General features: G+C 59.6%; 10 protein-coding genes and 3 pseudogenes. 9 read left to right on the top strand and 4 right to left on the bottom strand.

The window, feature by feature from the left end:
• The first annotated feature begins 69 nt into the window (after nucleotides 1-69).
• From P1L41_RS18675 to P1L41_RS16885, 3 genes and pseudogenes are all read left to right on the top strand, one after another.
• A pseudogene (locus P1L41_RS18675) lies at nucleotides 70-836 on the top strand (enoyl-CoA hydratase/isomerase family protein).
• 80 nt (nucleotides 837-916) lie between these two features.
• Nucleotides 917-2,003 (top strand): annotated as a pseudogene (locus tag P1L41_RS16890) (class I adenylate-forming enzyme family protein); the annotation flags it as partial.
• Between the two features lie 165 nt (nucleotides 2,004-2,168).
• The gene (locus P1L41_RS16885; protein ID WP_276298635.1) at nucleotides 2,169-2,501 is read left to right on the top strand and encodes an AMP-binding enzyme; all 333 of its coding nucleotides are present in this window, start codon (nucleotides 2,169-2,171) and stop codon (nucleotides 2,499-2,501) included.
• Between the two features lie 266 nt (nucleotides 2,502-2,767).
• On the opposite strand, the gene P1L41_RS18670 is transcribed toward P1L41_RS16885, so the two are convergent.
• Nucleotides 2,768-3,166, bottom strand: coding sequence for a DUF6498-containing protein (locus P1L41_RS18670; RefSeq protein ID WP_379789198.1), 399 nt, complete (start codon nucleotides 3,164-3,166; stop codon nucleotides 2,768-2,770).
• 1,979 nt (nucleotides 3,167-5,145) lie between these two features.
• Complete coding sequence (locus P1L41_RS16880; protein WP_276298634.1) at nucleotides 5,146-5,745, bottom strand: alpha/beta hydrolase; 600 nt, start codon at nucleotides 5,743-5,745, stop codon at nucleotides 5,146-5,148.
• 788 nt (nucleotides 5,746-6,533) lie between these two features.
• On the opposite strand from P1L41_RS16880, the gene P1L41_RS16875 reads away from it, so the two are divergent.
• Nucleotides 6,534-6,836 (top strand): CPBP family intramembrane glutamic endopeptidase, encoded by a 303-nt coding sequence (locus P1L41_RS16875; protein ID WP_276298633.1) that lies wholly within the window; start codon nucleotides 6,534-6,536, stop codon nucleotides 6,834-6,836.
• Nucleotides 6,837-7,411: 575 nt separating this feature from the next.
• On the opposite strand, the gene P1L41_RS16870 is transcribed toward P1L41_RS16875, so the two are convergent.
• Both P1L41_RS16870 and P1L41_RS16865 read right to left on the bottom strand, forming a co-directional pair.
• Nucleotides 7,412-7,984, bottom strand: coding sequence for a PH domain-containing protein (locus P1L41_RS16870; protein ID WP_276298597.1), 573 nt, complete (start codon nucleotides 7,982-7,984; stop codon nucleotides 7,412-7,414).
• Nucleotides 7,968-8,684 (bottom strand): PH domain-containing protein, encoded by a 717-nt coding sequence (locus P1L41_RS16865; RefSeq protein ID WP_336400025.1) that lies wholly within the window; start codon nucleotides 8,682-8,684, stop codon nucleotides 7,968-7,970. Before P1L41_RS16865 ends, P1L41_RS16870 begins: the two co-directional genes overlap by 17 nt.
• A gap of 235 nt (nucleotides 8,685-8,919) precedes the next feature.
• Here P1L41_RS16865 and P1L41_RS16860 point away from each other — a divergent pair, with 235 nt between their 5' ends.
• From P1L41_RS16860 to P1L41_RS16840, 5 genes and pseudogenes are all read left to right on the top strand, one after another.
• Nucleotides 8,920-9,414: a DUF998 domain-containing protein gene (locus tag P1L41_RS16860; RefSeq protein ID WP_276298632.1), complete on the top strand. Its 495-nt coding sequence runs from the start codon at nucleotides 8,920-8,922 to the stop codon at nucleotides 9,412-9,414.
• Nucleotides 9,414-9,575, top strand: coding sequence for a hypothetical protein (locus tag P1L41_RS16855; protein ID WP_276298631.1), 162 nt, complete (start codon nucleotides 9,414-9,416; stop codon nucleotides 9,573-9,575). Before P1L41_RS16860 ends, P1L41_RS16855 begins: the two co-directional genes overlap by 1 nt.
• A 109-nt stretch (nucleotides 9,576-9,684) precedes the next feature.
• Nucleotides 9,685-10,707, top strand: a complete 1,023-nt coding sequence (locus P1L41_RS16850; RefSeq protein ID WP_276298630.1) for a serine hydrolase domain-containing protein — start codon at nucleotides 9,685-9,687, stop codon at nucleotides 10,705-10,707.
• A 1,193-nt stretch (nucleotides 10,708-11,900) separates the two neighbouring features.
• Nucleotides 11,901-12,161, top strand: a pseudogene (locus P1L41_RS18665) (hypothetical protein); the annotation flags it as partial.
• 91 nt (nucleotides 12,162-12,252) lie between these two features.
• Nucleotides 12,253-12,543, top strand: a complete 291-nt coding sequence (locus P1L41_RS16840; protein WP_276298628.1) for a CPBP family glutamic-type intramembrane protease — start codon at nucleotides 12,253-12,255, stop codon at nucleotides 12,541-12,543.
• Nucleotides 12,544-12,830: the final 287 nt, after the last annotated feature.

Raw genomic sequence — 12,830 nt, 5'->3', positions numbered from 1 at the left:
CAAGACTGCTGTCCTTGATGCCAGCCGACGGAAGCTATTTACTCTCCATACCCGACCACCAACGTACGCATGAGTACAGAGACGGAATTCGAGTATATCGATTTCAGCGTCGAAAACGACGTCACCACCGTTCGGCTCCAGCGTCCGGAGAAGAAAAACGCAATTACCGGAGCGATGCGTGAGGAACTCGTCGAGGCGTTCGAGCGCTTCGATGACGGAGTCGGTACCGTTCTCGTTCTGACTGGCTCAGGCGACTCCTTTTCTGCGGGCACGGACATCAACGAACTGGAAGACAGACTGCCAGAGACAGTCACCGAGGCGGTCACTCTCGACCAATTTGCCCTCCCAGAGCGAATCGAGGCGCTGGACAAACCGACCATCGCACTACTGAACGGATTGACGCTCGGCGGCGGGTTCGAGTTAGCACTGGCGTGTGACATCCGTATCGCGTCCGAGGAGGCGTCTCTGGGCTTCCCGAGATCTCCATCGGTGGCTTCCCAGGTGAAGGCGGGACCCAGCGACTCCCGCGCGAGACGAACCTCGGGACGGCACTGCTAATGCTACTTACTGGCGAATTCATCTCGGCCGAAGAGGCGAAGGCGCACGGTATCGTCCAGGAAGTCCATCCCCCCGATAGTGTGGAAGAACGAACGATGGAGATTGCGGAGGCGATCGCAGAGAAAGACGAGCTCGCACTTGTCTTGGCGAAACTGTCGACGAAGATGGCGGCAAAGACCGAATTCCAACAGGGACTCGAGCTGGAGGGTATCTTAGCGAACGTTATCGAGGCAACACCGGAACGCAAGGAGCGATTATCAGAGTTCCTCGACAGGTAATCGACTCCGGAGGAAGTCTCGTCGGGTCGGCCGTCGATTGGCGAAGAAGGGTTTTTCCCACACTAACTGTAGGGTCACACATGACGAGCGAATCAGGCGGCGTGACGAACCTCGGCGCGGTCTACGACGCGACAGCACGCGTCGACCCGAGCCGAGTTGCGGTCATCGACGATGCATCCGAAACTTCGATCACGTACGGCGAGTTGTCCGCTCGTGTCGCTCGTATCGCGACCAATCTCGAAGCACTCCACGTCGACGAGGGCGACCGAGTCGCGCTCTGTTACCCGAACGGCGTCGAGTACCTCGCGGCGACCCTTGCGGTCGCTCGCATCGGGGCCGTGCCGGTCCCTGTGAATCTCGAACTATCCCGAGAGAAGCTTTCCTACATCTTCGACGACTGTGGGTCGCGCCTGGTCCTCGTCAGTGACGAGTCTACAGTCGACGACGATGTCGCCTCGGGGCTCACACGGGCCGAAGTTGTCGAGACGGTCGCCGTCCATTCTGCCACTACGACGCTGTCGCTGGACCCGGTCACGGTCCGAACACTCGACGGGAACGCATCGGGCACGGACATGCATACTGCGGCCGACGTGGCTGCGTCGACCCCAGCGATGCAACCGTACACGAGCGGATCGACGGGGCGGCCGAAAGGCGTCGTCCTAACCCACGGCGGTATCGAATGGTGTACGAAAGCGTTCGTCGACCACCTCTCACTCGACGAGTCCGACCGTGGGCTCGTCGTGACGCCGCTCTACCACAAGAATGCGATGACCGGCGTGGTCAAGCCGATGCTGCTGTGGGGGAGTGTCGTCGTCCTGCGCGAGTTCGATAGCGAGGCGGCTATCGAGGCGATAGCCAGCCACGAAGTAACCTATATGACCGGTGTCCCGGCCATCTACAAGCGTCTGGTGACCGCGTTCGATGGCCATGGCAAGGGAGATGTCGAGTCTGTCGTGGGCAAGTTGCGGCAGTGCTGCGGTCCCGGATTCGTTGGTCGCTACTTTCGAGCAGACTTTCGACGCGGACCTACTGGAAGTGTATGGGCTCACGGAGGGTGGACCAGTCGTGACTCATTCACCCCGAGAGGGCGCTCGGAAACTCGGGAGTGCAGGCACTCCGCTCCCGGACGTCGACACACGAGTCGTCGACCCGGATACAGGTGACGAAGTGCAAGCCAACGACACTGGCGAACTTTGGGTATCGAATCCTGGTCTCGGGACCTACTACGAGCGGCCCGAGGCGAACGCGGAGCGCTTCGTCTCTCGAGACGGTCGTCGCTTCCTCCGCACTGGCGATCTCGTTCGGAAAGACGAGGAAGGGTATCACTACATCGTGGGCCGTCTCGACGACATGATGGTTGTCGGTGGAGAGAATCTCTACCCCGCCGATGTCGAAAACCGGTTGCTGAAGCACGATGCCGTCGCCGACGTCGCCGTTGTGAGTGTGCCACATCGTGAAAAAGGGGAGGTTCCCGTCGCGTTCGTCGTCAGAGATGGCCCGGTGAGTTCCGATGACCTCAAAACGTTCGCGCTTACAACCGGTCCGGCATTCGCTTATCCGCGCCGTATCTACTTCGAGTCACACCTCGAACTGAGTGGGACAGGGAAAGTGGACGTCGAAGCACTTCGCGAACGGGCTATCACGGATATCGGCGAGCAACTGTAGTCGGCCCGGCGTACCGTACGACGACAGGGACCAGACAGACCATCACCCGGCTGAATCCTACGACCAGATAGCACAGATTGGCTACCCATTGACATACACAGATACGCCACTTTCATTTTTGAATTAATACGTTTCATTCTATTGTCTCTGCATATGGAGTGGCGAATATGTTTATAATATTATAAGTGCGTCCTTTCTATAGATAGAATGGGGAATTTGAGACTGGTTTGGAAAATCGATCTCCAAATATCGACTTATTCCGGGAGTCAAAGTCGACATCCAAGAGTGAAAATCACCCGTACCCCACCTAGATAAGCACCGTAACTTCGCTGTTCCAGCACACGTATCGAACACCCGAACGTAGTGCGTCGGCAACGGCAGTGGACCGATCCATCGAGAACACGCTTCTGTTGCAGTGGCCCGAGCAGTTCAAATCGCCGTCGGGAGTCGTTTACCGCTCGTCTGAGGAAATTATTCGGGCGCTTTCGGGCGAACAGTGTCTGGACAGCGGCCCACAGGCAGATAGTCGCAAGCTCTGCCAGATACACGAACAGGAGGGTTTCTGGCTGCCACCCGGCAGCGACAACGCCGACGATCGGAATAAGATTGCCCGCGATAACCGCAATTGTGTCACTGTGCAGTGGGGACTCGGGGCGAATGCGCACGTCGAGAATAGCTAATGGGTTGCTATTAAATTGGGGGCCCTGTTGCCCCGTCCACCGACTGGCGGTATTGAGGTGCGAAATATATGAGAGAATTCAGTGAATTACCCCGGAGAACCGTCTTGACACCCCCACCTTGCTCATATATAGAGAAGCCGTGCCTTTGGAAAAGACACTTTTGTAGTGGTATTAACACATAGGTATGCGGAGAAGAGAATGCATCCGCGCGACTATCAGCTGTATTGGCGGTGTGTCGGTCGCTGGTTGTTCAGGGATTCTTCCAGGTAGTAATCAAAATCCCGCGTATCCAGGCGGAACCCTGGTTGTGGAGAATACCGGTGATAACCCTGTGCATATCTCGGTAAACACAAAATTACAGCAATACGATGCCTCACTTGACACCGAAGTCGATGGCGGGGAAACCATTGTTCGTCGTGAATTTGTCACCGCTGATAACGGAGATATCGTGACTCTCGAGGCCCGGCTCGGAGAGACTGGAGACCCACTCAGATTCCAATTTCTTCCCGCAGGTGGAGACGAAGACGCACCTCCAGAAGTAGCGCAGCTCACTTTCGAGAATGTGTCGAGGCGAGCGCAAGGTGGACCGCGACACGCGGGTCCTGACGTCGCGAGGCCTCCTTTCGGGCTCCTTCCACGAAACAACGTCCCAATGTCCGGCTCATCGTACTGACAGCAGTGAAACACCTCGTAACCACCCACGTACCATCTGACACGTTTGTCTCATCTGTGTAGACCGACCTGTCCGAACTCACCTACCGGGCGGTAGTGCTGGTTGTTCGCAGTGTTCCGTCAGTTGCTGCTTTCTTCGCGGTACTGGCATCGGGATGGGAGACGCACGGCCTGGTCGGGAGGTTCACGGGAGTTAGCTCACTCGTGATTCGTCCTCACCAAGAGAGCGACCCCCGTAACTGAAACCGACATCCCAAGGATAATCAGACCGAGGTATGCGACAGCTATCGACTCGATATCCTGAATGGCTGAGTGGTACCGGTTGGTCGTATGTAGGAACAGTAGCAGGGTGCCTGCGATACTGATGAGAAGACCGGCGGCGTTTACTTGCAGTCCTAACTTAGCCATGCTAGCAGCTCACCTGCTTCGGGCAATGGCAGAAAAATATCGCATTCGGTAAGATTCTTTTGGCTCGGTATCGCCTATCTTTCGGCCGGTCTGCTTCGGCCGATTATCTCGGGCTAACCGTTCTGTGTCTACCGATATCCGCTCTCATTACGGTCGAAGAACTCGAAACGAAGCAGGACTAGCGTCGAGGTACGTGCTTCCACCACTATGGGTAGTCGCAGTTCTTTATCCGACTCCAGCGGTGAGTCAGCAGTGACGTTCCCACTTCTCATCACCCGTCAGTACCAGTGTGGGTGATACAGAGCACCCTTGTGATAGTGGCAGTAGTTATCGGACGCAGCCACACCCACGGCAAAATACCGAAAGCAATCCTGCAGAGCGTGCCGACGTGACCACCCCCGGCTATCAGGTGGACGTTGGCCCCAGTCTGAGCGATGCGGCCGAGAAAGTATCCACCCGCTCCCGTCACGGAGACCGCGAGCTCATCGTCTACCGTTTTGAGTCATGCGGCACAGCTATCTACGACTATCCCCGTACTTTCGACGCGAGTCGTGTCCCCGTATTCTACTGCTATTTGCAATGGTGGTCTCCGTTCAGTCGCTTTCTGAACGTAACCGCTTCACGAGGAATCGCGACTGAGCAGACGACGCCCGGTCGAAGGTCTCACTCGGGTAATACAACAGCCCGAAGTGACCGCCCGGAATCTCCATCCGCTCCTTTGGCCCTGACAGGCGCTCGTAAGCGTCGCGTGCCACAGTAGGTGCCGAGCGCGGCATCTCGTCGTCAGGCGACACCACGAACAGGGCCGGACAGATAACGTCCGCCGCGCATAGTCCAGGCTGCCACGGTGGGCCTTTCGGCCGGACGATGGTGACCTCATTCGTCTAGTTGGTGTCCGAGCGAGTTCCGTAGCCGTTGAACCATCGGAACGCCGTCTCGGGTTTCAACGCTGATGGACGCTGGTCCTGGTCGTCCCAGACGACAGGTATCGGACCGTGAACCTCGTCGGGGGCCGGTTTAACCGACCCGGTGTGGACCATCTGTTTCATCGCTTCTCGAGCGGAGCCATCGAGATCGTTCGACGGTACCTCCGCTCCGAGCGCTGGCACCTGGACGACCAGCGCCGCGACACGGGTATCCAGCGCGGTCACGACCAGTGCAGCGCCACTACTGTAACTATCACCCCACACGGCAATGCGAGCGGAATCGACGTTCTCGTGGGTTGTCGCAAACGCAATCGCGTCACGATATCCGCGTGCCTGAGCCCAGGGGTTGACCTGTTGTCGCGGTTCGCCACCGCTCTCCCCGAATCCCCGATGGTCGTATAGCAGCACTGCCACGCCCGCCTTGGTGAACACCTCGGCATATCTGTCGGCGACCATCTGTTTAGTAGCGGAGAACCCGTGAGCCATGACGACCAGTGGCCACGGTGGCGACGGGTCGGGCGAGTAGAACCAGGCACCAGCCCGCGCCCTCAGATTCAAACGATACGTCGCGTGCCATCTGTCACTGTATGTGACGGTTGGCGAAATAGTTGCCTGATGACTGACGGCTTTCGTGGGGTACGCTCTGGTCAGGCAGGGACGGTCCGGTTCGCAGGTTCCGTCTGGAGAGTCATTTAGTTTGCAGACTGTCTGGAATGAGGACGGTCGTCACCGATCGGCCTCGGAATGCGGCCACGACCAAACCGGTTGAGATGCCCGAAACGAATAGAGAGAGGTCACGTCTACGGGTCGTCAGTTCTCATACGGGGTGATACGGTCCGAAAAATACTGAACGACGAACAATCTGCTCGTCCTGTGAGCGACGACCCTATGGGCTCGCTGACATCGGTACACGGGAGCAGTCGAACGACTAAATGGTAGTTCACCGTACTGTCGTTCGTATGCCCTCCAGGACCAGAGAGAGCCGGCGGGCTTCACATCGTGACCGGCCCGTCCCAGTCGCGACTGGGTTACTCCTCTCGCTGTTCGGGGTGCCACTCCTCGGCCAGATAGATATCCCACGCTTGGTCGACGTCTGCGACGCGGTCGTTTCTCGCGAACTCGGTCGTCACCTGGGTGGTGGTCGGTGTCCTCGTGGCAATCGTCGTGTACTGGGAACGACGACCGCTGACATCTTTCGGGCTTCGGATTCCGAGTCGTAGGGAGGCCACTGTCGGCGTCGGCGCCGGACTCGTGCTGTCGTCCTCGGTGTCGTCGCGATCGGAGTCGCCGTCGCTACGTTCCAGCTCGAACAACCGGAGACGCTGTCGGCGCTCGGTCGACTCTCTGTGCCAGTACAGTTCGGTATCGTCGTGACGGCTGTCGTCACTGAAGAGATACTCTGGCGAGGTTATCCTATCGAACGGTTGACCGAGTTGACGGGGAGCGTGTGGGTCGGCGCGGGCGTCAGTGGCGTCGTCTTCCTCGCCGTTCACTTTCCCGCCTGGGGCATCGTCGGAGCAGTTCCACAAGCGGTGTTTACCCTCGTCCTCGTGGGTGTCTACGTCTGGTCACGGAATGTAGTGGCCTGTATGATCTCTCACGGCGTCATCAACGTCCTCATGATTCTCGTGTTGCCCAGGGTCATCTAAGCGGTCAACGCGTCCCATTCCAGGCTATGAGAAATTCCACACGATTCTTGAAACGTCCCGGTGAATAGTGTCCCGAGAACCTATGCTCACTCGCCTCGAGAACCGCGTCCGGAACGGACAAACGGACCGTCGCCGGCTCCCGTAGCGGCTGCTCGAGTGGCTGGTTCTGCTCCTGGTCCTCGGTCTCCTTGCACAGTTTCTCATCGTCCTGGTTCGGAGTTTCTCAGTCGAACCGCTGCTCGTATTGGTCACGGCGGAACTGTCGCCCGACCGAGCGCTTTTCGCCGTTCTCAATATCGCATTCCTCGTCGCACAGTTAGTGGTACTGATCGGGAGCGTTTGCGTCGTCGCGCTCATGCTCGCTTGCGGCTACGTGTTGACCGATGAACTCACGATTCCGATTGGCCACATTATGTGGAACTTCTTTCAGAGAAGAATTTCTCGAATATTCGTCCTACAGTTAAGATAGCAATCGGGATTCCGAAGACCACGAAAATAGCCAAGAGAAATTCGCTGAGCCAACGACCCTGTTATCCCAGAGTACCCACATCCAACCCTTGGCTGTCCCTAAACGATTATCTTTCAAAAGTGCTGCGGATCGCTCGTATCTCGTCTCGAATTTGCTGCCACTGTGTCAGGTCTCCAGGGATAGCAGATTCCTCCCATCTACCCCCACCGAGACCATCGCCGTTCGATGCTGCTCGATCGACGAGTGCCCGGATTGCACGAGGGTCTTCGATCGCCCGGAATGAGAGATCGTCCCCACCAGCAATTTCGAACGTGACTGAACCGTATCCGAAGATTGATCCCGTGATGTCCTGCCCAAAGGAACTGTTCTGGACGGTTTCGAGGTTTGCCTGTGTGACAGACCGGGTCAACACACCGCGTTTCACGTAGAGTGCTTCGTCCGTTATCACGTACTGCACGCCTTGGAGCGCAATATACTTCCAGAGCGGGATGGCCACTCCGAGTGGAACAATTGCGAGAAACATCAGGCTTTCTCCAGAAACACTGACCACGATCCCGAAGACGAGGAGGAGAACGCCGATCACGACTGCTGGAAGGATGGTTGTGATCCGCGGGCGGCCGGACCACTCGACCGATTCAGTGGTGCCGAGCGGAATTGCCGGGTCAATTGACTCCGTCATGGTGGCTACCGTTCATCATCCGACTCTTGGTCGGGAGTCGCGTTTTCGCCACTCTGGTTGCTGTTCCGAGCTGATTATGGGTGGCATCGTCCTCACCAGTCGATTGTTCGTCCGCCCCATTGCCGATGTTGGACGTCGTGGCCGATGTGTTTCCTGTAGTCTCCTGTTGTGCTTCGAGCGTAGCGCGAATCTCCCTGAGTTCGATGAGGATCTCGTCAAGTACGTCGCGCTTAGTTTCTCCCGATTCCGTCGTCGGTTCACCACGGCTGCCCTTCACACGTTTGTTGACGAGTTCCTGAACCTCTCTCGGTTCGGGGACTGACCGGAACTGCATCTCGATCCCAGAGCCGCCTGCAGTCGAGATATCGACGTTCCCGTAGCCGAATCGAGAGCCGAAGAATCCCTGGCTGTAGGAGGTGTTCTGGACCTTTCCGAAATCGATGCGCTGGACGTCACGTGAGAGGACTCCCGTCTTCTTGTACAGCCCATCGGTCGTCACAACGTACTGCGTATTCTCGCGCTGTAGATAGGACCCAGCGATGATGAATAACCCAATGAGGACGATAGAGAGCGGCACTCCGACGACGAGCGCTGGGATCAAGCTACTCTCGTGGGGTTTCCCAGACCAGACGATCTCTTCATCCTCGTCAAGAGTTAACCAGTCTGTAGTTTCTGCGTCGATAGTAGCTGACTCAGACATACGAGTCACTTTGTCAGATGGCTGTATTAAAATCCCGACAGGATAGCGATGGCACCGTTCAGATAGACCGGTCAATCGAATGTTACGAGATACCCGATGACCGATTGCGTCACGGAGTTCGGAACACGTCCCTGATGACCAAAGTCCCGCCGCTCTCACTTGAATTTCTCGCCCGATGCGAACTGGCCAAGCGCTTTATATTATTACTAATCCAACAATAAGGCAGTGAACGACAGTGAATGAACTCGAATCCACGGCCGAACCGGTCTTCGCCCTCCGAGGGACACAGTTCGACAACGGGACGATAGCCGGCCTGCTCTTCTTCACGCTCGCCGCACAGTTCATGACCGTTATCATGCTCGCGGCGGCGATGGTCCCCGGCTACGACTTCCGCGCGGCCGCCATCAGCGATCTCGGCGTCGTCCCGGAGACGGCGCTGTTGTTCAACGTCTCACTGGTCCTCGTCGGCGTGTTCAATCTCCTCGGAGGATACTTCTTCTACCGAACCCACGGGCGGCGGTGGCTGCTTGCCGTCTTCGCGCTCGCGGGCGTCGGTGCCATCGGGCGGGCCTCTTCCCGCTCGACACCGGAGGGCTTCACGGCATCGCAGCACTGCTTGCGTTCGTGTTCTTCAACGTGCAGGCCGTCGGGAGTGCGACTCGCCTCACTGGTATTATCCGGATTCTATCCGTCCTCGCTGGCGGGCTCGGTCTCATCTTCGTCGTGTTGATGGCGCTCGGTGACGCCGGGAACGCAACGGCGTTCGGGGCGATCGGTCACGGCGGGACCGAGCGGATGATTGTCTACCCCGTGATGCTCTGGCTCGTCGCCTTCGGCGGTTACCTACTCGGCAAAAGCGAGTACACCGACCACATTCAGGGGCCAGCCTGAGTGCCTGAGTGTAGATTCGTGGACTCCCAGATCCGATTCCGCGGGGACTCCCGCATTCGCTGGCATCGACTGTCCCATTCGAACTGACTACTGACACAGAGCCCCTCCAATGCAACACCGATTCGTTCACATTATCATCGTCGTGGTCCTGATCTTCGCGCTCGTGAGCACGCCGATTGGAACGGCGGCGGCGGAGTCTGACCGTTCGTTCGGGAGTCAGGCCGACCAGATCGACCTGTCCGACCGTGCGGAAACCGAGGCGTGGGTCGACGAGACGATGGCCCATCGTCAAGCGTACCATATCCCGGGCGCGGCCGTCGTCATCGTCAGCGACGGCGAGGTGGTCCTGGCGAAGGGATACGGGTACGCGGACCTCGAATCCCAGCGCCCCGTCGACGCCGACGAGACCGTCTTCAGCGTCGGTTCGACTGGCAAACTCGTGACCTGGACCGCAGTGATGCAGGGTGTCGAGGAGGACCGGCTGGAACTCGACGACGACGTCAACGACTACCTGACCGACTCGGCCGTCACGGTCCCGGATACTTACGCCCAGCCCGTCACACTCGAACACCTCGGGACGCACTCGGCGGGTTTCGAGGACAGCTTCGCGGGGATGGTCACCGATGACCCCAGTAAGAGACGACCCATGGAAGAAATCCTCGCGGACCACCAGCCAGCGCGGGTCAGACCCCCAGGACAATTCGTCGCGTACTCGAACTACGGGACGGCCCTGGCGGGCCACGCGCTCGCCGAACAGTCCGACGCGAGCTTCACCGAGCTGGTCGACGAGCGCATCTTCACGCCGCTTGCGATGGACGATTCGACCTACGCCCAGCCACTACCCGCCCGCCTGGAATCGCGGCGTGCAATCGGCTACACCTACCAGAACGGTGAGTACCGGGCCCACGACCCCGTCGTCTGGACGCTTCCACCCGAGGGCGGCTCGCTCCGCACGACGGCGACCGACATGGGGCAGTTTCTTGCTCGCCCACCTGAACGAGGGGACCTACAACTCGGAACGTATCCTCGAGGCCGACACCGTGCGCGAGATGCACCGGCGTCACTTCACGAAGTCCGAGGCGGTCCCGGAACTCAACGGGATGGCCTACGGGTTCATCGAGATGGACCGTAACGGCGAGACCATCGTCGGTCACTGGGGTGACACGCCCCGATTCATGAGCCTGCTCGCCCTCTACCCCGAGCGCGACACCGGGGTGTTCGTCGTCTACAACAGCCCCGGCGGGAGTCCCGCGCGGTTCGAACTCCTCCAGGCGTTCACCGACCGATACTACCCGCGGTCGGATACCGCCGTCGTCGAACCGCCAGTTGGCGCAGCCGACCGAGCACTGGCACTGACGGGTGACTACCGGTCGCTGACTATCTCGGAGTCTTCCTGGGAGCGTGTCCTCGGCGTGATGACCCGGACGTACACCGTCGGCGCCACCGACGAGGGGTACCTGGCGACCACCCGGCTCGGTGAGGGGACTCGAACGTGGGTCGAGCGCCGCCCCGGTGTCTACGAGGAAGTAGGCGGGAGCGACCGCCTCGTCTTCAGGTTCGACGAGGACGGCCGGGCGACGCACCTGTTCCGCGGACACTTCGGGCCCGCGACGTACGAGCGCGTTCCGTGGTACGAATCGTTGACAGTCCTCCAGGGAATCCTCGGCGCGGGCGTCGTGGCGTTCGTCTCCGTCCTGGCCCTGTGGCTCGGCGGGTTCGTGTGGCGACGAGTCCGAGGTCGGGACCCACTCAGCGGCCCCGAACGTGCGGCTCGAACGTTACTCGGCCTGGTGAGTGCTCTCTGGTTGGCAGTGCTGGTGATATTCCTGCTCGCCTGGATCAACTTCAACGCGGAGGCTGCTTCGCCGTCGCTGACACTCCAGACCGGGAAGGGTCTGCGGTACGTCGCCCTCGCCGGGACGGTCGGCTCTGTCGTCGCGACCGGGTTCGCATGGCGCGACGCGTACTGGACTCGCTGGGTTCGACTCCACTACGCGGTGGTGACGCTCCTCGCGATCCTGTTCGCCTGGCAGTTGTCACTGCTCGGTATCCTGCCGCTGTAACAATAATCGAGACAGATGATTGTCCCACCACCAATCGGCCGTCGGAGTATCACACCATGAGACAGCAGATTCGCGAGCGTGTCGATGCGAACCCAGTCGTGGCGTTTTTCGTCATCGCCTATGCCATCTCCTGGGTGGCGTGGCTCGGGCCAATCCTTGCGATGCCCGAACCGCTGGGAACGCTCGGGTTCGTCGTCGGGGGCTTCGGCCCGTTCCTCGCGGCCCTCCTCGTCACGTGGCTCGGGAGTGATTCGGTCCGGGCGTGGGCACGCCAGATCGTCGACTGGCGCGTCGCGCCCGGTGGTACGTCGCCGCGTTCGGTATCCCGCTGCTGCTCATCACACTCACGAGTATCGGCCTCACCGTCGCGGGCACGTCCGTCGACCCGGGACTGCTTCCCGGGCGCGTCTCGCTCGTGCTCGTCTCGTTCGTCGGTATCGCGCTCGTCGGTGGCGGGAACGAAGAACCCGGTTGGCGAGGACTCGCACTTCCGAAGCTCCAGGAACGGTTCGCCCCCGTGCCAGCGACGCTCATCCTCGGCGTGGTCTGGGCGCTCTGGCACCTCCCGCTGCTGGCGACTGGCAGCACCGAGTTCCACGGGCTGGCGTCGTTCGTTGCTCGCGCTGACCACAGCCGTCCGCCTCCTGAACATCGTCGGAGTCGCCTTCGTCTTGACGTGGATCTACAACGAGACCGGGAGCGTTCTGCTCGCTATCCTCGCGCACACCGGGTTCAACACGGCAAACAGTACGCTCGTCCCGCTTCCCCTCGACGTCATCAGCACCGGCGACTCCACGACGATTCTCGTAGTCACGACGGTCGCGATCTGGCTGCTTGTCGCCGTGCTGCTCGTCGCCACGCGCGGTCGGCTCGGGTACGATGACGAGACAGCGCAGCACCGATAGCGACTCGCGGTCACAGCTCGGAGGCCAAATGATGGCCGAAGACGACAGGTCCACAATGCCTTTCTCTCCATCGGGAGTCGATTCAGCCATGTCCCCGACTGCGAACGGTCGGTCCTTCGGCAAGCGGTTCGGTGTGGCCCTACTCCTGGGCATACCCGGAATCGTGGCGCTCGTCGGTTACATTTACTTCACGACGCCGGTGACAGCTGTTCCGCCAGGCCTCTCACCCACCTCGCAGTCCTCTCGGCAATCAGTCCACTGTTACTCCTCGCCGTGGCATGCTTGCT

The sequence above is a fragment of the Haloarcula ordinaria genome, assembly GCF_029338275.1.
Lineage (GTDB): Archaea > Halobacteriota > Halobacteria > Halobacteriales > Haloarculaceae > Haloarcula > Haloarcula ordinaria.
This window is presented reverse-complemented; position numbering and strand designations above follow the sequence as displayed.

Bases quoted from the DNA above. Each gene is read 5' to 3' on its own strand.
- P1L41_RS16870 (WP_276298597.1), bottom strand. From the start codon at position 7,984: ATGACGGAGTCAATTGACCCGGCAATTCCGCTCGGCACCACTGAATCG.
- P1L41_RS16865 (WP_336400025.1), bottom strand. From the start codon at position 8,684: ATGTCTGAGTCAGCTACTATCGACGCAGAAACTACAGACTGGTTAACT.
- P1L41_RS16855 (WP_276298631.1), top strand. From the start codon at position 9,414: ATGGCGCTCGGTGACGCCGGGAACGCAACGGCGTTCGGGGCGATCGGT.
- P1L41_RS16850 (WP_276298630.1), top strand. From the start codon at position 9,685: ATGCAACACCGATTCGTTCACATTATCATCGTCGTGGTCCTGATCTTC.